Source organism: Photorhabdus thracensis, from assembly GCF_001010285.1.
In the GTDB taxonomy this organism is placed as follows: Bacteria; Pseudomonadota; Gammaproteobacteria; order Enterobacterales; family Enterobacteriaceae; genus Photorhabdus; species Photorhabdus temperata.
In genome coordinates this window covers 1202935-1226617 of sequence record NZ_CP011104.1, presented here as the reverse complement: position 1 = coordinate 1226617, position 23683 = coordinate 1202935, and the positions used below count along the sequence as shown (strand labels likewise).

Here is a 23683-nt window from a genome sequence, read left to right as displayed (position 1 = left end):
CCGCCAGGTTAGACACCATTACGCTTATCCCGTCTAGCAATAAAGCATAAATCTAGCGTAGTAAGTATAGAACCAATAAAGAACAAAAACAGCGGCAAAAACGAAGTAAATCACAGATCTGATTTTGTTTTTTTTAAATAAAACGAATGATTTGTAAAAACATGCAATATAAAAAGGAATAAGTGGAGTTAAAATAAATAAAGAATTTATTATATCAATACCGCCCTCTTTATATTGCCAAAGTTCACAATCAACATAACCAAAATCGAAATAAGGCTCCTGAATATCAAAGGCAAATCCGTTAATAATAAGAAAAGATAATAATGACAATACTACAAATGTTATGATGTCTGTAAACTTTATTTTCATTTTTATCTCTTTAATAAATTATCTATATGATCTAATCGATTAGATATAACTTCTCCGTATGAAACCCATTAATCTTCAGCTAGTTTTCTTTTGATTTGTAAATTGCTTTAACAAAATCGTCTTTTTTCCTCCCCAAAATAGCGGCCTCAGAAACAGTACCGGCAACCAATGCATTTGTTGATCCGTCATAATGAATATTGCCATCAACAACTAATAAAGAGCGGTTAGCTATATGGGCGGCATCATCCAGATTATGTGAAACCATCAGCAAGGTAAGCTGGCGTTCATTGCAAATTTGTTCCAGCAATACCAGCATTTCATTACGCAGTGCTGGATCAAGAGCAGAAAAGGGCTCATCAAGTAACAGAATTGGCTGCTGGCGTACTAAACAACGCGCTAATGCTGCCCGTTGTCGTTGTCCACCAGAAAGTTGAGCAGGCAAACGAGTAAGGCAATCTTCCAAAGAAACCTGGGAAACTATTTGCTGTAACGTCTGTTGCTGTTTGCTATTAAGGCGTAAGCCGGGATGTAATCCCAACCCAATATTCTGTTCAATCGTCAGATGAGAGAAAAGGTTATTTTCTTGAAATAACATGGATACCGGGCGTTGAGAAGGCGGCGTATTGGTATGATTTTCCCCGTTCAGCCATATAGAGCCTTTTTCTGCTGTTTGAAAACCGGCGATCAAATTCAATAATGTACTTTTACCTGCTCCACTGGGGCCAAGAACGGCGATACGCTCCCCAGCCTGAATCTGTAAGTCAAAAAGCATCACCAGATGTTCATAGGTGTAAGTCAGATTCTCAAGTTTAAGCATGACGTCGTCCCGGTAAGCGTTCAAGTAAACTAAACAGCATAAAGCACAACAATAACAGCAATAAGGCGGTGACTGCGCCATCTTGACTACGGTAAGCCCCTATTTGCTGGTACAGATAGAAAGGAAGTGTACGGAAATCTTCATTACCAAACAGCGCGACAACACCAAAATCCCCAATCGAAAGGACACAAGCAAAAGCCAGAGCTTGCGCCAGCGGGATTTTCAGTGCTTTTAATTCAATCCAACACAGTCGGTTAATACCTTGAATATTTAGGGATCTGCACAGCGGATTATAGCGGGCTGCTAGATCTTTCATTGGATTATCCAGAACTTTCAATGCATAAGGAATTGCCATCAGTGCGTTGGTTAAAATCACCAGACCATAGGGTGAGCGGGGCAAGCCGATGGTGTCGTTAAGGAGTAGAAAGAAACCGGTTGCCAGCACGATGCCGGGCATAGCCAGGATCAACAAACCGCTTATTTCCATCGCTTGTCCCCAGCGGGGTGAATAACACAGGTACAGCTCGCGGCTGCTCCACAGCAGCAGCATCGTGAACAAAACGCACAGTAATCCGGCACCTAAAGCAATCACAACGGATGTGATAAATGCCTGCCACAATACAGGCTGGCACAATACGTTAAATAACCCGCTGTTCAGACCATCCACAACAACAGCCAACAATGGGGGAACCAGCAGTAACAATGCTGCGATAATTAACATGCTGTCACAGATTTTTCTCAGCAAAGTATCCTGTGGATTACGCCACTGCTGTTGATTGCTATAGCCGATGGATAGAGCACTGTTAAGTTTCTGACTAAGAAGAACAAGACCAAGACAGCAAGTCAGCTGAATCAAAGCCAGTAACGCGGCACGGCTGAGATCGTAGTCATAGCTTAACGCCTGATAGATTGCCAGCTCGACAGTCGTTGCCGCAGGCCCGCCACCTAAAGCCAGCACTGTGGCAAAACTGGCGAAGCAGAGCATAAAAATCAGCGCGCCGGTTGGCAGGATTTGGCGGCGCAGGTAAGGCCATTCAACAAAACGAAAATGTTGCCATTCATTCATGCCTAACTGTGCGGCTAACTGCCGTTGTTCCACCGCAATGTTTTCCAGTGATTGCAGTAACAGCCGTGTTGCCAGTGGCATATTAAAGAAGATATGCGCCAGCAAAATTCCCTGTAAACCGTAAGGTGTGAAATGGTAATTAATACCGGCCCATTCACAGAACTGCGCCAGCCAGCCGACTCTGCCATAGACAGTCAGAATGCCAAACAGAGCGACCAGTACAGGCAAAACCAGCGTCATAGCACACAGGCGCAGAAACAAGGTTCGGCCCGGAAAATGACGGCGGTAGAGTGCTCGGGAAAGAAAAATAGCGGGTGTAACAGAAAACAGAGCCGATAAAAAAGCTTGCCAGAATGTAAAACGCACCACATGCCACAAATAGCGATCTTCTGTCAGCAAATACCAGTCGCCTTCAGGCGCGTTAAACCAAAGTGTACCGAATGCCAGTAAAGCGACCAATAGCAAAAGACCGGAGGCAATCGCCCCCGGCAACAGCCATCCGGCTATCAGCGGCTGACAGCGCTTTGCCATGCACGAATCCATTTATTACGGTGTTTTGCGACGTCTTCCGCGCGGTACTGTAACGATTTTTCTGGTATTGAAAGCTGTGAATAAACTTCTGGTAGTTGGATATCAATCACCGGATACATCCAGTTAGTGGTTGGAATTTCCTGTTGGAAAGCCGGAGTTAATATAAACTGCATAAATTTCTGGGCAAGTTCCGGTTGCTTGCTGGAGGCCAGTTGGGCGGCAACTTCGACTTGCAGGTAATGACCTTCACTAAACGTTGCCGCAGCATAATAGTCTTTCTTCTCAGACAAAATGTGATAGCCCGGTGAAGAGGTATAGCTCAGGACCAAATCGCCTTCGCCTTTTAGGAACAGACCATAAGCTTCACTCCAGCCTTTGGTGACTGTCAGTGTTTTCTTTGCCAGTTTTTGCCAGGCTTGTGGGGCATCATCACCATAAATTTTCTGCATCCACAACAGCAAACCTTGTCCTGGTGTGCTGGTACGGGGATCTTGATAGATCACTTTCCAGTTATTGTGACTGTTGATCAGTTCATCCATGCTCTTTGGCGGATTTGGCAACGTATTTTTGTTGTAAATGAAGGCAAAGTAACCATAGTCATAAGGAATAAATACGTTGTTATTCCATGGCACAGGCAGTTTCAGTTTGTGAGTATCCACTTGGCTTTCAGTGAACAGACCGGTTTGTTGGGCCGCTTGAATCAAGTTGTTATCCAGACCAAGGATAATATCGGCAGTCGTGCGCTTTCCCTCCATTCTGAGGCGGTTGAGCAGAGACACACCATCTTCCAGAGCAACAAATTTCAGTTCACAGTCACATTCAGCTTCAAATGCTTTCTTAATCGCAGGCCCTGGTCCCCATTCGGTGGCAAAAGAATCATAGGTGTAGACAGTTAATATCGGCTTTGCCTGTGCAACTTGACTCAATAACAAAGCAGAGGCTGACAGTATCGTCAGTACGATTAATTTGGAAAATAACGTCTTAAACACTTTGCTCTCCTTAATTTAAGAGGATTGGCAAAGGATCTGAGGGTGCGCTAAACGGAAAGATAATTTCTGTGAAACAATTAGCAGCTCAAATCCCTACGCCGGTATTAGCCGGATCAGGTTCGGCGGGTTACTCTCAGCAAGACTGTTTTAAACAGCCAGCACCCCGTTGAGATGGCGCTATTGTAGAGATTTAGCTAGCGACTGCAAAGTCCAATGATAGAGGTTTACCACTTGAGGGTAGTGTGAAACAATTAGTCATCTTTCAAATTTAGTTTATTGAGGTAGTCTGGTGATCGATGATGATGGCTACCGCCCGAATGTAGGAATTGTAATTTGTAATCGACAAGGCCAGGTTTTGTGGGCCCGGCGTTATGGGCAACATTCCTGGCAATTCCCTCAGGGGGGGATTAATCCGGGGGAATCACCAGAGCAGGCTATGTACCGGGAACTGTATGAAGAAGTTGGTTTAGGTCGGAAAGATGTACGCGTTCTGGCCTCTACTCGTAATTGGTTACGTTACAAATTACCCAAGCGTTTGGTGCGTTGGGATACAAGACCTGTCTGTATTGGCCAAAAGCAGCGGTGGTTTTTATTACAACTGCTTTGTAATGAAGAAGATATTAATGTGCAGCACAGTAATACCCCGGAGTTTGATGGCTGGCGCTGGGTCAGCTATTGGTATCCTGTCCGGCAGGTTGTCTCTTTTAAGCGCGATGTTTACCGGCGTGTGATGAAGGAATTTGCTTCGGTTGTGATGCCAATGCAAGAAAGCATATCGTTGTCGCGTTCTTCATATTCTTATCGTCGCAAAAGAAGTTAGGTTAGCTCCATGCTTATGCGCTTACGGGAAATTGTTGAAAAAGTTGCTATGGCAACCAATCTGGCCGAAGCGCTTGAGCTATTGGTGAATGAGACCTGCTTGGCGATGAGCACCGATGTGTGCTCTATCTATCTTGCTGATCATCAACGGCAGTGTTATTACCTGATGGCAACCCGAGGATTGAGGAAACCCCGGGGAGGAATTATCAGCCTGGCATTTGGTGAGGGAGTGGTTGGACAAGTTGGTCAATTATCTGAACTGATTAATTTGGCGGATGTACGCAGTCATCCAAGTTTCAAATATCTGCCTCAGGTTAAGGAAGATAACTTCCGCGCTTTTTTGGGAGTTCCCGTTATTTATCGCCGTCAGTTGCAAGGCGTTCTGGTCGTTCAACAGCAGGAACAACGCTTGTTTAATGAGACCGAAGAATCCTTTATGGTGACGCTTGCGACACAACTGGCTGTGATTCTTGCTCAGGCTCAGACCAAGGGGTTGTTTGGTCACTACCGGCAGACTCGAATTAAAGCGTTGGCAATTTCCAGTGGCATCGTCATGGCCCAGGGTTGGCAGGATTGTTCCCAGCCTTCACTTGAACAAATTTTTGAAGCATCAACCCTTGATCATGCTGCGGAACGCTCTCGTCTGATTCAGGCACTTGAAGATACGATGGCGGAATGCCGGCGGCTCAGTAAGCGTTTTACTACCGGCTCTCAAAAAGAGAGTGCCGCGATTTTTGATCTCTATTCCTACCTTTTGAATGACCCTCAACTGAAACAAGATCTGTTTTCTTGTATTGAGCAGGGATTTGTCGCGCAATGGGCGGTTAAACAAGTTATTGAGAAATACGCAGAGCAATTCGCCAGCTTACAGGACGCCTATATGCGGGAAAGGGCATCGGATCTGCGGGCACTTGGGCAACGATTACTGTTTCATCTGGATGATTCACCGACAGTTAGCCATCAGTGGCCTGAATGGTTTATTCTGGTTGCTGATGAACTGAGTGCTAACCTATTGGCAGAAATGCCGCAGGAAAGATTAGCAGGGGTTATTGTTCGTGATGGCGCGACGCATTCACACTCTGCCATATTGGTTCGTGCGATGGGTATCCCGGCTATTATGGGGGCTGATATCCAGCCGGAACTTCTGCACAATCGTATGCTGATTCTTGATGGTTTCCGCGGAGAAGTTTTTATTGAACCTGAACCGTTAATTTCTCAGGAATATAAACAGATCATCGAAGAAGAAAAAGCACTTAGCAAACTGGCTGAAGGGGATGTTGATCAGGAAGCGCGGCTCAAAAGTGGTGAGCGTATTCTTGTTCAACTTAATGCGGGTCTGAGCCTGAAATATGAGTTACATATAGGCAATAATATTGATGGTGTTGGCCTCTATCGAACCGAAATACCCTTTATGCTGCACTGTGGTTTCCCTTCAGAAGATGAACAAAAAGCCCGTTATCAGGAGATGCTGCAATTATTTCCTGATAAACCGGTGGTATTACGTACACTTGATATTGGTGCGGATAAACAACTGCCTTACATGCCTATCAGCGAAGAGAACCCTTGTTTGGGGTGGCGTGGTATACGGGTGACATTGGACCAACCGGAAATTTTTCTTATTCAGCTTAGGGCTATGCTCAGAGCGAATGTTAATAGCGGTAATTTGAAAATTCTGCTGCCAATGGTCACCAGCATGGAAGAGATTGATGAAGCTAAGAGGTTGATAGACAGAGCGAAAGAGGAAGTTGAGCAAATTCTGGCGCATCAGATACCTATGCCGCAGCTTGGCGTGATGATAGAAGTTCCTTCGGTTATTTTTCTCTTGCCACAACTGAAGAGCAGAGTCGATTTTGTTTCTATTGGAACCAATGACCTGACACAGTATCTGTTGGCTGTGGATCGGAACAACACCCATGTCGCTTCCCTTTATGATTGTCTACATCCGGCTGTGATTCGGGCATTAAAACTGGTATTTGAAAATAGCCGGCAAGCAGGTCTTGCTATCAGTATTTGTGGTGAAATGGCGGGTTCTCCTATGGGTGCTCTGCTATTAATTGGCCTTGGCTATCGCAGCCTGAGTATGAGTGGTTGTAGTGTGCCAAGGATTAAATATTTATTACGTCATCTGGAGATGGTTCAGGTTGAGCAGTTAATGACCGAAGTACTACAGGCTGAAACCAGCCTAAGAGTAAAGGAGCTGTCAGCAACGTTTATGGAGCGGCATGGGATTGGCGGTTTGGTCAGAGGCGGAATTTAATCCGCTTAACGGCCTGTGCTATGATCCGCAATCATTTGCCTTAGGGTATTCATTTTAAATATTAAGTGGGGAACGATGAGTAACAGTTACCTGGCATTTCCTAATATTGACCCGGTTATTTTTTCAATAGGCCCCATATCCCTTCATTGGTATGGTTTTATGTACCTGGTGGGGTTTGTATTCGCCATGTGGCTGGCGACACGCAGGGCTGCGAAACCCAATAGTGGTTGGGCAAAAAATGAAGTAGAGAACTTGCTCTATGCGGGATTTGTTGGCGTCTTTGTTGGTGGCCGTCTTGGCTACGTACTGTTTTATAATCTCCCTGCCTTTCTCGATAACCCGCTTTATTTGTTTAAAGTTTGGGATGGAGGAATGTCTTTCCACGGTGGTTTGATGGGTGTTATCTGCGCAATGTGGTTATTTGGCCGCAGAACTAAACGCCACTTCTTAAAAGTTGCTGACTTCATTGCACCGTTAGTCCCTTTTGGCTTAGGAATGGGGAGAATCGGTAACTTTATTAACGGTGAATTGTGGGGGCGTGTCACATTGGATACACCGTGGGCTATGTTGTTTCCAAGCTCCCGTAGTGAAGATATTGCACTGGCAGCAACTGATCCTTCACTGTTATCAATACTTGAACAATATGGCGTTCTTCCCCGTCACCCTTCACAACTCTACGAAATGGCGTTAGAGGGGATCGTCCTGTTTATTATTTTAAATTTATATATCCGTAAACCTCGTCCAATGGGCAGTGTTTCCGGCCTGTTCTTAATTGGCTACGGTGTTTTCAGGATAATAGTGGAATTCTTCCGTCAACCGGATGCACAACTGGGTTTATTCGATGGAATCAGCATGGGACAGATTCTTTCTGTTCCAATGATCCTGGCGGGAGTTTTAATGATGATATGGGCATACAAACACCAAGGTAATAAGGTACAAGAGGTAAAATGAAACAGTATCTGGACTTAATGAAAAGAGTGCTTGAAGAAGGCACTCCGAAAGCAGACCGCACCGGGACGGGGACTGTCTCCATTTTCGGGCATCAGATGCGTTTCAATTTGCAGGATGGTTTCCCACTGGTGACAACTAAACGTTGTCATATCCGCTCAATTATTCATGAGCTTCTTTGGTTCCTGAATGGTGATACGAATATCAAATACCTGCATGAAAATAGTGTCACTATTTGGGATGAATGGGCGGATGAAAACGGCGATTTGGGGCCTGTGTATGGTAAACAATGGCGTGCATGGGGAACAGCGGATGGCCGCCAGATCGACCAACTGAAAACAGTGCTGGAACAGCTTAAAAGCGATCAGGATTCACGCAGGATCATTGTATCGGCCTGGAACGTTGGTGAACTGGATAAAATGGCATTAGCGCCATGCCATGCTTTCTTCCAGTTTTATGTTGCGGATGGCAAACTTTCCTGCCAGCTTTACCAGCGTTCCTGTGATGTATTCCTTGGTTTGCCGTTCAATATTGCCAGCTATGCATTGTTGGTTCATATGCTGGCACAGCAGTGTGATCTGGCAGTGGGCGATTTTGTCTGGACTGGTGGTGACACGCATCTTTATAACAACCATATGGAACAGACACAGTTACAGCTTAGTCGCGAACCGCGTCCACTGCCAAAATTGATCATAAAGCGTAAACCGGAATCACTTTTTGATTATAAATTTGATGATTTTGAAATTGTCGATTATGACCCGTATCCAGGAATAAAGGCACCGGTTGCTATTTAGTTATTCGGTTATTAGCAACAAATCTGGGGGGGGGGGAGACAATTTATTATAAATTGTCTCCCTTTTGATTTTGATGATATAAATACAGACACGCAGAAGTAGAGAAAAAAGACCATAAATACTATTTCTCAGAAAAAAGTCAGAGATCTGCCCAACAACCCTGAATATTTCGAGAGTAGTCTGTTTGTCACTAATAACGAGGTATCTAAATTGATTATTCAACCAGTAGCGGAAAGTGAGAGAGAACTGGCCGATAGAAACACGGAACAACAGGCGATAGCGTTGCTCAAAATCACAATGTTGTCTAAGAAAGACATTATAGAAGGTAGAAAAATAACCCCTGAAGAAGCACTTTGCAGACGCAGGGAACGTCGGGTGTAACATATAAAGTTTAAAAAAATCCTTTTGTTACTCAATTAATTGAGGGAACAGATAAAGCTAATCGATAAAAACTGCACTAGAAACCTTAAAACGTGTATTTAAGGCTTTTATATGGGTTACTATCAGCGACCTAGTTCCACCCAGGATTGTGATACGAGGGAGGTTTTCCCGATTTCGTTTTTAGGGTCGGCTTGTTTAAAGCCGTGTTGATCCATCAGAACCCGCAAGGTTGCAACCCCGTAGGGATATTTTTAATAGCCTGATTAAATTCTGCAAATTCAGGGGCGGTATCTTCATAACGTTCAATTACTGTAGCTAGAATCTCAATTAGCCCTTTGTTGTTGTCGTAATCTTTGAAAAGCTCATCAGTTAAATCCAGCGCTTCTTTATATTGTTCTACGGTATCGATGTAGGCCAGCCAAGGGATCTCTGAAAACAGAGCGCTAGCCCGTTCTTGAACGACTGCAAAATTGATCATTCTCTGGTTTCTCCATTAGTAGTCGGTTCGTTTATCGTATTCTGCGTGGGATACGATATGTGAAGAGTTTTTTTTGATTATATTGATGAAACTTCTTCCTTATAGCCATATAAGCTTACAATGCATGACAATAATAATAAACAAAAACGTCTATCCTTATTGATTTTTGCGAGGCTCTACGCAATTTAAATGTAACAATAATATATTGTTATTTTTTTATTGATGCACTCTCACATAAAATTCAATTATGTGTTTATTCTGTTTTTAAAATAAATAGAATGTCTTACGAAAGGATGTAAGGAATTTTTAATGGAAGATAACATTAATATAATTGGCAGTTATAATATTGATAATCAATTAGGTTTTTCCTTATTGGAATTGATGATTGTTATTGTTTTAATTTCAATATTTTCTTTATGGGGGATACAGGAATGGGGTGATCATCAGGAAAGAGCCAGGTTACAGGAGTCAGTACAGAAGGTATTGACATTTATCGCCAGGCAACAATCTATGGCAAATTATCTGAATAAAGAGGTGGTGTTGTGGTTGAAAACGGGAAAAGAGTGGTGTATGGCGCTTTCTAGATCTGCACTTGCTGATTGTGATTTAGAGAATGTTGAGGGTATAAAATCATCCTATCAGGATGTTGTTATAAGTTCAGCAACTAAGGAACAGATAGAGTTTCATGGAATAAGAAACACGATGATGCCAGCGAGTTTTATCTTGGCTAATTCCGCAGGTGAAATATCAGTTATTTTTTCTTCACGAGGAAGAGTAAGATCATGTAGTAATAATAAGTTTAATAGTATCCCAGCGTGTGGTTAATTATGCTTTTTTTTATAAAATAAGTGATACTCTATTGTAATAATGGAACATAAAAACCAATCTGGAATGACATTGTTAGAAGTGATTGCGGCAATGGCTATTGGCACTATTATCTTACTGGCGATTGCTAAAAGTTACCCGGTTCTAACCAGACAAATAATGGAGTTATATCAGCGATATCGTTTAGGGTATTTCGCTAAACAAACATTGCATATTATGGAAAAAGATATTCGCCGTGCAGGATATTGCCAGCATTATTGCGATGGAAAGCCAATATTAATTAGTAATAGAAGTGATGAAAGTGAGGATTCATGCCTGATTATTGCATACGATCTTAATGTAAATAACCAATGGGAGCCACCAGAACACAGTGAATCAGAATTCTTTGGTTATCGTCTTAGCAATAAGTCAGTGGAATGGAAAAGAGGTGCGGATAGCTGTCAGGGAAATGGCTGGGAAAGGCTATTTGACCCAAATGAGATAGTGGTAGATTCATTTAAAGCAGAAAAATTACCAACAAAAGATGGTTTAGTTTTTATCAAATTGACGCTTATTGCACATTGGTTTAAATATCCATCAATAAACTACCAATATCAGGCAGTAATACGTTTGCGCAATATCAGGGGATAAGTACCGTGACTGAGCATTCTCCAAATGTCTGCCTGCAATTTCAGCAAGGAAATGTATTGTTGATTTCAGTGCTGATGTTGCTGGCTGTGAGCCTTATGATGCTGAAAGCTTTACATCATCATCTGGATAACGCATTAATCATGATGGTTGATGAACGCAGATATTTAAAAGCTTTTCAGCAAGCAGAATCTGCATTGGCATGGGGAATGGCTCAGTCATGGCTACTTTATAGTGATAAAACAGAAGAGTGGTATTGCCTGCAACAGCAGGAGTTCCATCTAACAAGTTGTTTAAAAAGGTATTCAAGTAATTTTTTTCTGCTGAAAGGTGTGGCAGAAATGGCATCTGGGCAATCTGTCGGACTGTATCAATGGATGAAATTAATCTCTTCTGGTGGAAGTGATTCTCTTATTCCGGTAGAAAGCGGTTGGTTGGATTTCTGTCCCGAGGCAGATACGGGGTTTTGTTTATGAAGCCAGATATTTTTCATGCTAATCAATCAGGGATGAGTTTGCCCGAAGTTATGGTTGCCGTTATGGTCTTTTCTGTCTCTTTACTGGGATTAATGCGTTATCATCAGGCGCTATTATTTGGATTCCAGCAACATTGGCAACAAGCAAAGGCGGACAAATTATCTTATGGATACCTGGAACAATATGAGTTAATTGCAGGTCAAAGTGCTTTAGCAGAATTAACACCGCCACCGGGATGGCACGCTGAATTTCAGACGACATATCAGCTACCTGATTGTTATCAGCTTACAGTTATAGTGACAACGCCTTATAATCAGCAAAGTAAAGCAAGCCGGTGGATTTGTTCAAACGGGAGTCCTGATGTTCAAGGTTTATCATTCTAATCAGTTGGATCTTCTTAAAGAGCTGATAACAATACTTATCGGAGATAATCCACTGACTGATCCGTTTGAGCAGGAAGTCATTCTGGTACAAAGCCCAGGAATGTCACAGTGGCTGCAAATCCAACTGGCTGAAAGCATTGGCATATCAGCCAATATTTCGTTTCCGCTTCCGGCTACTTTTATCTGGGATATGTTTACCAAAGTATTGCCTGATATCCCTAAAGAAAGCGCTTTTAGTAAAGATGCCATGACATGGAAACTGATGGCGTTATTGCCTCAATTATTGCCAGAAGCGGAATTTGTCGCACTCAGGCACTATCTTGATCAGGATTTTGATAAACGGAAAATTCATCAATTGGCCGGGCGGGTTGCTGACCTGTTTGACCAATATCTTGTTTATCGTCCGCAATGGCTGGAAAACTGGCAGCAAGGGCAGCTTATTGATGGTTTGAGTGATAATCAGTTGTGGCAGAAGAGATTGTGGCTGGAATTAACGGAATATACCCACCAGCTACAACAACCTCAATGGCATCGGGCTAACTTGTATCGCCGTTTTATTTCAATATTGGAAAACAGTGCTGAACTTTCAGCTTGTTTACCGAAACGGGTATTTATCTGTGGTATTTCTGCTTTGCCGCCTGTTTATTTACAAGCCTTACAGGCACTGGGACAGCATATTGATATTCACCTGATGTTTACCAATCCATGTAAATATTACTGGGGAGATATTCAGAATTATGCTTTTCTGGCAAAACTGAGTAGTCGTAAACCGCGTCACTATAAAAATAAGCAGGAATTGGAATATTTCAAAGATCCTGGCAATGCTCAATCACTGTTTAACGATGAAGGTGAACAGGATATTAGTAATCCCTTGCTGGCGTCATGGGGGCGATTGGGGCGTGATAACCTTTATTTATTGTCGCAGCTTGAGCAAAGTTCGGATGTTCATGCTTTTGTCGAATTAGAACAAGACAACATGTTACATCAGTTGCAAAGGGATATTCTCTATCTGGAGGATCATGCTCAAATTGGCTCAACAAAAGAAACATTTGAAAATAGCCTGCAAAAACGGTTGGTTAATCCTTCGGATCGTTCTTTGTCTTTCCATGTTTGCCATAGCCCTCAACGGGAAGTGGAAGTTTTACAGGATCAGCTTTTAAGGTTATTGGAAGATAATCCATCACTGACGCCAAGGGATATTATTGTGATGGTCGCAGATATCGACAGTTATACTCCTTATGTTCAGGCGGTATTTGGTAATGTCTCTGCTGAACGTTATATTCCATTCGCAATTTCTGATCGCAAAGCCCGTCAAGCACATTCAATTTTACAGGTATTTATTACACTGCTTGATTTACCTCAAAGCCGTTTTACAACTGAGCAGGTTTTAGCATTGCTGGAAGTTCCAGCACTGGCGAATAAATTTGAGATTCATGAAGATGGTTTACGTTTATTAAGGCGTTGGGTTGAAGAATCCGGTGTTCGCTGGGGGCTGGATGACGACAATGTGGAAGAGTTGTCCTTGCCGGTGACAGGCCAGCATACATGGCGTTTTGGACTGACCAGAATGTTGTTGGGTTATGCCATGGATAGTCGGTCAGGTCCTTGGAAAGAGGTATTGCCTTATGATGAATCCAGCGGCTTAGCGGCGGAGCTTGCCGGTCAATTAGCTGAGTTTTTAATGCAATTGAGCTACTGGCGCAAAATTCTGGGTGAGAGCCAGACGTTAATGGGGTGGTTACCTGTCTGTCAGCAATTGCTAGAGGCATTTTTTATCGCAGACAGTGAAACTGAATTAGTACTGGCAATGATAGAACAGCAGTGGCAGAAAGTGATAGGCAATGGTTTGAATGCCCACTATCAGGAAATCGTGCCACTGGTTTTGTTACGGGATGAATTGGCTCTCCGGTTTGATGATGAAAAAATAAGTCAGCGTTTTCTCGCTGGGTCTGTCAATTTTTGTACCTTGATGCCGATGCGTTCTATCCCCTTTAAAGTTGTCTGTTTATTAGGAATGAATGACGGTATTTATCCCCGTTCAATTCCACCGCTTGGGTTTGACCTGATGGCAGAAAAAAGCCAAAGGGGAGACAGAAAACGGCGGGATGATGATCGCTATTTATTCCTTGAAGCGCTGATATCCGCTGAACAGTTTCTTTATATCAGTTACATTGGTAAATCCATTCGTGATGATACGGAATGCAATCCTTCAGTGCTGGTCAATGAATTGCTGGATTATGTTTGCCAGAGTTTCTGCTTGCCAGGCAATGAAAAACTGAACGTTGATGAAAGTGCCGCTAATATCAGAAAACATCTGTTGTCTCTTCATACCCGGGTTCCATTTGCGCCGGAGAACTTTATACCGGGCAGTTACCAACAAAGTTATGCAGAAGAGTGGCTACCGGCAGCGACTGAGCAAGGTGCTGCATATTCTGAATTTTGTCAGCCTGTCGAAACGGAACACATTCAGGACATTACACTTGATGATTTAATCCGCTTTTACCGTCATCCCGTTCGGTTTTTTTTCCAGCGTTGTCTGAAAATAAATTTTGTTATTGAAGAAACAGAGTTACCTGAGGAAGAACCTTTTGTTTTGGATAACCTTCAGCGTTATCAATTTAATCAGCTATTGTTGAATACCCTCATTGAACAACAATCTCCTGAGCCGCTATTCAACCGACTTCGTGCTGCTGGAGGGCTGCCTTTTGGTGCTTTTGGTGAAGTTTATTGGTTGAAGCAGCAAAAAGAGATGCAACCGCTGGCGGATAAAATTCGCGAACAGCAAATGGAGACTTTCTCTGTCGATTTACATCATGATTTAGGGCAAGTCATTCTGACAGGGCGAATTAATAAGGTGCAGCCGGATGGTTTGCTGCGTTGGCGGCCAGCTGGTCTGACAGCAAATGATGGTATGCAGTTGTGGATTGAACATCTGGCTTACTGTCTTGCGGGTGGTAAGGGAGAAAGCCGCAGTTATGGACGCGATAACTGCGAATGGTGTTTTGCCCCGGTACCGTCAGAACAAGCGGAAGATTACCTGAAGCAATTGGTTGAAGGTTATCAGCGCGGAAGATCAACGCCTTTGCCCTTGTTTTGTAAAAGTGGTTGGGTGTGGCTTTCAACATGTATGAATAAAGAAACGGGTGAGATTGATTGCAGTGATGAAATTCAATCAAAAGCCGAAAGCCAGTTACTGAAAGTATGGATTGGGGATCAAGGACGCAGAGGGGAAGGTGATGATCCTTATGTTCAGCGGGCTTTCAGGCAAGCTGATAAATCATTTTTAGCAAAACTTAAACAGGAAGCGCTCAGTTATTTGTTACCGATAGCGCGATATCAGAACACATAGGGAGAATATCCGATAATGTATAAACATCTTGTCCGTATGCTTGCTGTGATGTTCCTGCTTTTTTGGGGAACGGCAGGTTATGCGCAAACACAACAGTGGCAGCCACTGCAAGAGACAGTTTATAAAAGCGAAAATGATCACCGTCAGTATCAGGGAATCAAATTGGCAAACAATATGACGGTTTTGCTGGTGTCTGATGAGAAGGCGACAAAATCTCTGGCAGCGGTATCGATTCCGGTTGGGAGTATGGAAAACCCTGACAGCCAGCTTGGGCTTGCACATTATCTGGAACATATGGTTCTGATGGGATCTGCGCGCTACCCACAGTCGGGGAGTTTATCTGAGTTTTTGCAAAAGCACGGCGGTAGCTATAATGCCAGCACCGCCTCTTACCGTACGGCTTTCTACCTTGAGGTAGAAAATGAAGCGTTAGCTGATGCAACAGATCGTCTGGCTGATGCACTGGCTGAACCGCTGCTTGACCCGGTAAACGCAGATCGGGAGCGAAACGCGGTCAATGCGGAACTGACAATGGCGCGTTCTCGCGATGGGATGCGGGGTGCTCAAATACGATCAGAAACCCTGAATCCTAAGCATCCAAATGCCCGTTTTTCTGGTGGTAATCTGGAAACGCTGAAAGATAAACCGGGCAGTAAATTACAGACAGAACTGGTGGATTTCTATCAGCACTATTATTCAGCCAATCTGATGAAAGGTGTCATTTACGGTAATCAGCCTATTGATAAACTGGCTCAAATTGCAGTTAATACTTTTGGCCGGATACCGGACAGAAAAGCGAGTGTGCCGGCGATTACCGTCCCGGCAGTAACGGAAAAAGAGAAAGGAATTATTATCCATTATGTTCCTGCTCAACCGCAAAAAGCGTTACAACTGGAGTTCAGTATTGACAATAACAGTGCTGATTTTCGCAGTAAAACGGATGAATATCTCGGTTATATGATAGGTAACCGCAGTTTGAATACATTATCAGACTGGCTGCAATCCCAGGGGTTGGCTGAAAGTATCAACGCAGGGGCGGCACCGATGATTGACCGCAACAAAGGCATCTTTTTTATCTATGTGACGTTGACAGACAAAGGACTTGAGCAGCGTGATCAGGTTGTTGCGGCTATTTTTGCTTATATTAATTTGTTAAAACAAAAAGGCATTCAGAAAAGCTATTTTGATGAGATCGCTAAGGTTTTGAAGCTCTCTTTCCAATATGGCTCTATCGTTCGTGATATGCATTATATCGAATGGTTATCGGATGCTATGTTGCGAGTTCCTGTTGCCAATGTACTGAATTCCGGCTATGTGGCTGATGATTATAATCCGAAAGCAATTGCCAGCCGGCTTGCTGAGTTGACGCCTGAAAACGCCCGTATCTGGTATATCAGCCCAAAAGAGCCGCACAATAAACAGGCTTATTTTGTCCAGGCACCTTATCAGGTTGATCGAATTACATCACAGCAGCAGTCAAAATGGCAGCAGTTAGAGGAACAGATGAACTTTTCTCTGCCGGAGCCAAATCCCTATATTCCTAACGATTTGAAACTGATAAAAGCAGATAAAAGTCAGAAGCATCCTGAGATGATTCTTGAACAGCAGAATCTCCGTTTATTCTATATGCCGAGCCAATATTTTGCTGATGAGCCTAAAGCCAGCATCCTTCTTGATTTGCGCCATGCAGAAAGTCTGAATAGTGCCCGCAAGCAGGTAACTAGCTCTTTGCTTGATTATTTGGCAGGGCTTTCCCTTGACCAGCTTGGTTATCAGGCTTCCGTTGCAGGAATGAGTATCTCCAGTGGCGCATCGCAAGGATTGCAATTAGGCGTCAGTGGCTACACTCAGAATCTGCCGCAACTCTTAACCTCTTTAATCAGTAATTACACGGCGTTTACGCCAACCGAGAGTCAACTGGAACAAGCTAAATCCTGGTATCGTGAACAGATCGAGGTTTCTAATAACGGTAAAGCTTATGAAATGGCTATGCAGCCATTGAAGCGCCTTTCTGGGGTGCCTTACACTGAACAATCTGTTCGATTGAAAGAGCTGGAAACCATCACTGTTCAGGAGATTGTTGAGTATCGTTATGAGATGATCAAAAACGCTGCTTTGCAGATGATGATCATTGGAAACCTGACCGAACAGCAGAGCAAAGTGATTGCTGAATCTGCCCATCATCAACTGGCGAATCAAGGAAGTCACTGGTGGAGTGGGAATAAGGTGGTGATTGATAAAAATTACCCGGTTAATTTCCAGCGTGCTGGCAGCAGCACCGACGGTGCTTTAGCCGAAGTTTATATTCCGACTGGGTATGACCGTATAGAAGGTTATGTTTATTCCAGCTTGTTAAGCAATATGCTTCAGCCTTGGTTCTATGAGCAGCTAAGAACAAAGGAACAATTGGGGTATGCGGTGTTTGCCTTCAATACCAGTGTTGGGGAACAGTGGGGGTTGGGTTTCCTGCTGCAAAGTAACAGTAAACAACCAAAATACTTGAATCAGCGTTATCTGGATTTCTATCAGAAAGCAGCGGATAAACTGAAAACGATGTCTCAAACTGATTTTGAGCAGTATAAAAATGCGCTGATTAATGAACGGCAGCAGCCGCCACAAACTTTCTATGCTGAAGTTGCCCGTTTCTCCGGTGATTTTAGCCGCAATAACGTTAGTTTTGATAGCCGAGATAAAATGCTTGAGGCACTAAAGAAAACCACACAGAAGCAACTGATTAATTTCTATCGGGATGCGGTAATCAAACATCGCGGACTGTCATTTATTTCCCAAGTGATTGGCAAATTAGCAAACCCGGATGGGTATGCGAAATTGAAAGGTTGGAAAACTTATCATAATGTCACTGAACTTCAGAAACAGTTACCTGTTGAGGTAAGAACTCAGTGAGTACAGAGATATCTGTCCATCGGCTTAATGCATTAACTCTGCCGCTGAATGGTCAGCGGCTGATCGAAGCTTCTGCCGGGACGGGTAAAACCTACACCATTGGCATTTTATATCTCCGTTTGCTACTTGGATTGGGGAAAAATGCTGCTTTTCCACGGCCTTTAAGCGTGGAGGAAGTTCTGGTGGTGACGTTTACTGAAGCAGCAACAGATGAGCTGCGTGGCCGAATCCGTGAAAATATTCATAAACTTCGCCTGGCTTGTATTCGAAGCGAAGTAGAAGGCGCAGAACCTGACTATCAACAGCTATTGGATGAAATTCCGGATAAAGAGCAAGCGGCTATTTGGTTGCTGGCCGCAGAACGGCAGATGGACGAAGCCGCGATTTATACCATTCATGGTTTCTGTCAGAGAATGTTGGCGCATAATGCTTTTGAATCTGGGATTTTGTTTGAACAGACATTAATTCAGGATCAACATCCATTGGAAAAACAAGGGTGTGCTGATTTCTGGCGGCGTTACTGCTATCCATTGCCGTTGTCAATGGCAATGGTCATCAGCCAGGAATGGAGTGGGCCGGAAGCGCTGTTAGCTGAATTACACCCTTATTTACAAGGGGATATGCCACATATTGTTGATGCGCCAGACAGTGATGAAACGCTGTTAAGCCGTCATGAGAAAATTATCCAGCTGATCAGTGGTGTTAAATGCCAATGGAATGAAATTGCTGGAGAATTACATGATTTGATCGCGGGTTCCGGTGTAGATAAAAGGAGTTATAGTAGTAAGCACTTACCTAATTGGCTGAACAGAGTCACTGATTGGGCTCAGGAGCCTACAGAGGATTACCAGTTGCCAAAAGAGTTGGAGAAATTTCGGCAGTCGGTATTAGTAGAAAAGACAAAAAAAGGAGACGTCCCTGAACACTCACTTTTTGTGGTTATTGACGATTTATATCAGCAACCACTAACTTTACGTGATTTGATTATCTCCAGAGCGATTATTGAGATTCGTCAGTCAATCCAGCAGGAAAAGTCAATGCGCGGTCAGATGGGATTTGATGATTTACTAACCCGTCTTGATGATGCTTTGAAAGGCCCAGGCAGTGATTTGCTTGCTCAAACTATCCGCCAGCGCTATCCGGTTGCGTTGATTGATGAGTTTCAGGATACCGATCCACAGCAATACTGGATTTTCCATACCATCTATGGCGATCAGCCTGAAAATGGGTTGCTATTTATCGGCGACCCTAAGCAGGCTATTTATGCATTTCGTGGTGCAGATATTTTCACTTATATTCGTGCCCGCTCTCAAGTAAGTGCTCACTATACTTTGGAGACAAACTGGCGCTCGGCCTACTCAATGGTACAGGCAGTAAACAAGCTGTTTATGTGTTCAGAAAATCCATTTTTGTTTGAACAAATCCCTTTTATTGAGGTTTCCGCGGCAGAGAAAAACCGAGGGCTTTCTTTTAGTTATGACGGTCAAGAGCAGGCAGCGTTAAATTTCTGGTTACAGCCAGGAGAGGGTATTTCTACCGGAGATTATGAACAAACGATGTCACGGCTTTGCGCTGCGCAAATTCGTGATTGGTTGCAGGCTGGTAGTGAAGGACGTGCTCTGTTGCATAAGGGCGATGATTCCCGGCCTGTGGCTGCTGCCGACATTACTGTTTTGGTGCGTAGCAGAAAGGAAGCCATACTGATCCGTAATGCGCTTAACTTGTTATCTATTCCTTCTGTATTTCTTTCTAACCGGGAAAGTGTATTTGATACCGCAGAAGCAAAGGATATTCTTTGGCTACTGCAAGCCGTGTTGTCGCCAGAGAAAGAACGCGTTCTGAGAAGTGCGCTTGCCAGTGGTCTGTTTGGTTTGACTGCTCGTCAGATAGACAAGCTGAATCATGATGAAAAGGCGTGGGATCAGTTAGTTGATGAATTTGATGGTTATTTCCGCCTGTGGCAACGCCGTGGTGTGTTACCGATGTTACGGGCGGTAATAGCAAACCATCATATTGCTGAAAATTTGCTTGTCAGTTATGAGGGTGAACGGCGTTTGATGGATGTGATGCATATTAGTGAGTTATTACAGGAGATATCTCTACAACTCGACAGTGAACATGCGGTTACTCGTTGGCTGGCTCAACAAATATCTCATCCTGATCCACAGTCGGAAAATCAGCAGATGCGGCTGGAAAGTGATCGCCATTTGGTACAAATCTGTACTATTCATAAATCTAAAGGATTGGAATATCCGCTGGTATGGTTGCCATTTGTCTGTAATTTCAGGGCGCAGAAACAGGCGATATATCATGATCGTACAAATTTTGATGCTTGCCTTGATATTTTCCCTGATGAGGAAACGATCAAATTGGCGGAAGAAGAAAGGCTGGCAGAAGATTTGCGTTTGCTTTATGTCGCATTGACACGCTCTGTTTACCATTGCAGTGTCGGTGTGGCTCCACTGATAAAAGGCAATAAGAAAAAGGCCGGGGATACTGATCTGCATCAGTGTGCTCTGGGTTACCTGCTCCAAAAGGGAGTTAAAGGTGATGCTGATTTTTTGGCGAAATGTCTTAAAGAATTAAATGGAGATGGGATTATTGTCTCCTCAATCAGTGATACTGATGATAGTCCATGGAAATCACAAAGCCAAAATGATTTATTGCTGTTGGCAAGGCAGTTTAATCGCAGGATTCAGGATGATTGGCGGATCACCAGTTATTCTGGTCTACAAAACTCTGCTGTTCATTATGGCAATACTTCTCCCCGTATTGTTGGGGAAGAGACTATTGAGGTCATTGTTCAGTCTATCGCGCCAAAGTTGGATGTTGATGCCAGTGGTGAAAAACAAATAGCAGAACAACCTGAAATGACACCACATACGTTTCCACGGGGAGCCTCTGCGGGGACTTTTTTGCACTCTATTCTGGAAGCGCTTGATTTCAGCCAATTGCCTGATGAGAAATGGTTGGCAGAACAACTGAAATCAGCCGGGTTTGATGAACACTGGAGTGGGGTATTACAACAGTGGATGGCAGATATTTTTACCACTCCATTGAATGATGAAGGTATACAGCTTGCAGAAATTCCGCTTCATCACCAACAGGATGAAATGCAGTTTTATCTGCCGGTTGAACAGCTTTTGCAATCTCAGGAACTGGATGCGGTGATGCGTCGTTACGACCCTGTTTCTGCCCGCTGTTCTCAACTGGAATTTCAGCAGGTGAAAGGGATGCTGAAAGGGTTTATTGATTTGGTCTTCTGTTGGCAAGGCCGGTTTTATGTACTGGATTACAAATCAAACTGGTTGGGCGAGGGGAGTCAGGCTTATACCCGTGAAACGATGGAAACAGCCATGATTGAGCATCGTTATGATCTGCAATATCAGATTTATACACTGGCACTGCATCGTTACCTGCGTCACAGGTTGGCTAATTATGATTACCAGCAACATTTTGGCGGTGTGATTTATCTGTTCCTGAGGGGAATAGATAAACAACAACCGGGGAATGGTATTTTCAGTTGTTGCCCTGCGGCTGAGTTTGTGGATGCTTTGGATCTGCTTTTCCGTGGTCATGAACAGCCTGAGAAAGAGAAAAATTGATGATTTCGTTATTACGACAGGCAGTAGATCTCCGGCTCCTGCGCTCATTGGATTTACAGTTTGCTCATACATTGATTGAGGATGAAGATCCTGTTCTGTTGTTGGTAATGGCGTTGTTGAGTGTTGAAACAGGTACCGGCCACGTTTGCTTGCCTGTTAACCGAATAACACCTGAACATTTTTTTGATGGGCGACATCGTGAATTTGCGGAGCAGTTATGGCAGATTGCGGGAAGACCTGATAAGCAGAGTTTACTGGCGGCACTGGAAAATTGTGCTGCCGTCAGTAGTGGTTTTCAACCAACGCCTGTTGTGCTTTCTCATGATCGACTCTATTTGCAGAGGATGTGGCAAAGTGAGTGCCAAGTGGCCGCTTTTTTCTCCGCTAATCAATCAACCGATGGTATTCAGGAAGAGCAGCTGAGAACCATTCTGGATGAATTATTCATACTGTCTGATGAAACAGTGGATTGGCAACGGGTGGTTGCCGCTGTAGCGGTGACTAGCAGAGTTTCGGTTATCTCTGGTGGGCCGGGAACCGGAAAAACGACAACGGTTGCTAAGTTATTGGCTGCCTTAATTAAACTTAATCCGGATAAAAAGCAGGTTATCCAACTGGCGGCTCCGACGGGAAAAGCGGCTGCCAGATTGACTGAATCTCTTAACAGTGCTGTTAGAAAATTGCCTCTGACAGAGAAACAGTTTGAATCTATGCCAGATCAGGCGCAGACGATTCATCGGTTGTTGGGAGCTCAACCTGATAGCCAGCGATTGCGTTATGACCGGGATAACCCATTGAATCTGGATGTGCTGGTGGTGGATGAAGCTTCAATGGTGGATTTACCCATGATAGCCAGGTTGATTGATGCATTGCCACCCAAGGCGAAAATCGTTCTGCTGGGTGACCGTGATCAATTGGCGTCAGTGGAAGCTGGAGCTGTATTGGGCGATATTTGCCGTTTTGCTGAATTGGGATACAGCGCTGTAAGAGCAAAACAGCTAAGTCGGTTGACGGGATGCCATTTGGTTGCAGGCGATCAGGAAAATGCGCCAGAGGTTCGCGATCGTCTGTGCCTGTTGCGTAAAAGCTACCGCTTTGATGCAAATTCGGGAATTGGGCAACTTGCCGCGGCAGTTAATCAGGGAAAGAGTCGGGAAGCGCTGTCTATTCTGCAACAGCCATTGGATGATATCTGTTTCTACCCATTGTCTGGGGATGAAGATTATCAGCGGTTGCTGACAGAAACGGTATCGGGTTACCACTCTTATTTGCAACTGGTGGCAAAGCAGGCACCTGCAAAAGAGATTCTGGCTGAATTTAACCGCTATCGTCTGCTGTGTGCACTCAGAGAAGGGCCATTCGGTGTCAGTGGGCTTAACGAGCGAATAGAACAGCTATTGCATCGTCAGGGACTGATCCGTCGCCCTGCCGGGGTTTTCAGCCGTGGTTATGCAGGCAGGCCAATCATGATTGCCCGTAATGACAGCACACTGGGACTGTTTAATGGCGATATCGGCATTATGCTCAGGGATGAAAATAATGAGTTGCGTGCGTATTTTCAACTGCCTGATGGGCAGATTAAAGGGATTCAGCCGAGTCGTTTGCCACAGCATGAAACCGCGTATGTGATGACAGTACATAAATCCCAGGGCTCGGAATTTGAGCATACGGCTCTGGTATTGCCAACGCAGTTTGTACCGGTTGTCAGCCGTGAACTGGTTTATACGGCGATAACCCGCGCCAGAGAAAAGCTGACCCTTTATGCATATGAGGCGGTATTGCGTCAGGCTATCCAGACGCCGACTCAAAGGCGAAGCGGGCTGGCTGAACGGCTTAGTCAGCAAGTGGATTAGCGAGAAACATCGGTTTTTTGTGACAGTTTTAGAGTGGAGCGGGGAGTAGCCACTGTTTCTATTGTTAGAAAAAATGAGTCGAAGTGATGGCTGCACGTTTATTATCAGTAAATTTGAGTTTGATTTATTGGATATAATAGCGTCAGGCTGATGATATTAACAATACGCCGTATCTATATATTTCTCTATTTTCATCATTATTGTGTATTTAT

17 protein-coding genes and 1 riboswitch are annotated in these 23683 nt (G+C 43.9%); of the genes, 12 read left to right on the top strand and 5 right to left on the bottom strand.

What is annotated here, in order from left to right:
- Positions 1-33: 33 nt before the first annotated feature.
- The 4 genes from VY86_RS04820 to thiB all read right to left on the bottom strand — a co-directional run bounded on the left by VY86_RS04820 (position 34) and on the right by thiB (position 3772).
- The gene (locus tag VY86_RS04820) at positions 34-369 is read right to left on the bottom strand and encodes a hypothetical protein (protein ID WP_046974119.1); all 336 of its coding nucleotides are present in this window, start codon (positions 367-369) and stop codon (positions 34-36) included.
- Positions 370-448: 79 nt separating this feature from the next.
- Positions 449-1186 (bottom strand): thiamine ABC transporter ATP-binding protein ThiQ, encoded by a 738-nt coding sequence (gene thiQ, locus VY86_RS04815; protein ID WP_046974118.1) that lies wholly within the window; start codon positions 1184-1186, stop codon positions 449-451.
- On the bottom strand, positions 1179-2783 hold the full coding sequence (thiP, locus tag VY86_RS04810) for a thiamine/thiamine pyrophosphate ABC transporter permease ThiP (protein ID WP_046974117.1): 1605 nt from the start codon (positions 2781-2783) through the stop codon (positions 1179-1181). Before thiP ends, thiQ begins: the two co-directional genes overlap by 8 nt.
- Positions 2759-3772: a thiamine ABC transporter substrate binding subunit gene (gene thiB, locus VY86_RS04805; protein ID WP_046974116.1), complete on the bottom strand. Its 1014-nt coding sequence runs from the start codon at positions 3770-3772 to the stop codon at positions 2759-2761. Before thiB ends, thiP begins: the two co-directional genes overlap by 25 nt.
- 72 nt (positions 3773-3844) lie before the next feature.
- A riboswitch (TPP riboswitch) is annotated at positions 3845-3948 on the bottom strand.
- A 113-nt stretch (positions 3949-4061) separates the two neighbouring features.
- Between thiB and rppH the strand changes: the two genes are divergently transcribed.
- The 4 genes from rppH (at position 4062) to thyA (ending at position 8590) form a co-directional block, all read left to right on the top strand.
- A complete protein-coding gene (gene rppH, locus VY86_RS04800) occupies positions 4062-4592 on the top strand; it encodes an RNA pyrophosphohydrolase (protein WP_046974115.1) in 531 nt (176 codons plus the stop codon).
- 9 nt (positions 4593-4601) lie between these two features.
- Positions 4602-6848, top strand: coding sequence for a phosphoenolpyruvate--protein phosphotransferase (gene ptsP, locus VY86_RS04795; RefSeq protein WP_046974114.1), 2247 nt, complete (start codon positions 4602-4604; stop codon positions 6846-6848).
- 75 nt (positions 6849-6923) lie between these two features.
- Positions 6924-7799, top strand: coding sequence for a prolipoprotein diacylglyceryl transferase (lgt, locus tag VY86_RS04790; RefSeq protein WP_046974113.1), 876 nt, complete (start codon positions 6924-6926; stop codon positions 7797-7799).
- Positions 7796-8590: a thymidylate synthase gene (gene thyA, locus VY86_RS04785; RefSeq protein ID WP_046974112.1), complete on the top strand. Its 795-nt coding sequence runs from the start codon at positions 7796-7798 to the stop codon at positions 8588-8590. The genes lgt and thyA overlap by 4 nt, the downstream gene beginning before the upstream one ends.
- Positions 8591-9185: 595 nt before the next feature.
- Here the strand turns inward: thyA and VY86_RS25650 are convergent.
- Positions 9186-9449 (bottom strand): hypothetical protein, encoded by a 264-nt coding sequence (locus VY86_RS25650; RefSeq protein ID WP_052760780.1) that lies wholly within the window; start codon positions 9447-9449, stop codon positions 9186-9188.
- A 309-nt stretch (positions 9450-9758) separates the two neighbouring features.
- Between VY86_RS25650 and VY86_RS04770 the strand changes: the two genes are divergently transcribed.
- The 8 genes from VY86_RS04770 to recD all read left to right on the top strand — a co-directional run bounded on the left by VY86_RS04770 (position 9759) and on the right by recD (position 23471).
- Positions 9759-10274 carry a prepilin peptidase-dependent protein gene (locus VY86_RS04770; RefSeq protein ID WP_046974110.1) on the top strand — a complete coding sequence of 172 codons (516 nt, stop codon included), beginning with the start codon at positions 9759-9761 and terminating at the stop codon, positions 10272-10274.
- Between the two features lie 66 nt (positions 10275-10340).
- Positions 10341-10904, top strand: a complete 564-nt coding sequence (locus VY86_RS04765; RefSeq protein ID WP_228939483.1) for a prepilin peptidase-dependent protein — start codon at positions 10341-10343, stop codon at positions 10902-10904.
- A gap of 5 nt (positions 10905-10909) precedes the next feature.
- Positions 10910-11377 (top strand): YgdB family protein, encoded by a 468-nt coding sequence (locus VY86_RS04760; protein WP_023043314.1) that lies wholly within the window; start codon positions 10910-10912, stop codon positions 11375-11377.
- Complete coding sequence (locus tag VY86_RS04755; protein WP_046974108.1) at positions 11374-11760, top strand: prepilin-type N-terminal cleavage/methylation domain-containing protein; 387 nt, start codon at positions 11374-11376, stop codon at positions 11758-11760. The genes VY86_RS04760 and VY86_RS04755 overlap by 4 nt, the downstream gene beginning before the upstream one ends.
- On the top strand, positions 11738-15109 hold the full coding sequence (gene recC, locus VY86_RS04750; RefSeq protein WP_046974107.1) for an exodeoxyribonuclease V subunit gamma: 3372 nt from the start codon (positions 11738-11740) through the stop codon (positions 15107-15109). Before VY86_RS04755 ends, recC begins: the two co-directional genes overlap by 23 nt.
- Positions 15110-15124: 15 nt before the next feature.
- Positions 15125-18013, top strand: a complete 2889-nt coding sequence (gene ptrA, locus VY86_RS04745; RefSeq protein WP_046974106.1) for a pitrilysin — start codon at positions 15125-15127, stop codon at positions 18011-18013.
- Positions 18010-21618, top strand: coding sequence for an exodeoxyribonuclease V subunit beta (gene recB / locus VY86_RS04740; protein WP_046974105.1), 3609 nt, complete (start codon positions 18010-18012; stop codon positions 21616-21618). The genes ptrA and recB overlap by 4 nt, the downstream gene beginning before the upstream one ends.
- Complete coding sequence (gene recD, locus VY86_RS04735) at positions 21618-23471, top strand: exodeoxyribonuclease V subunit alpha (protein WP_046974104.1); 1854 nt, start codon at positions 21618-21620, stop codon at positions 23469-23471. The genes recB and recD overlap by 1 nt, the downstream gene beginning before the upstream one ends.
- Positions 23472-23683 lie beyond the last annotated feature (212 nt).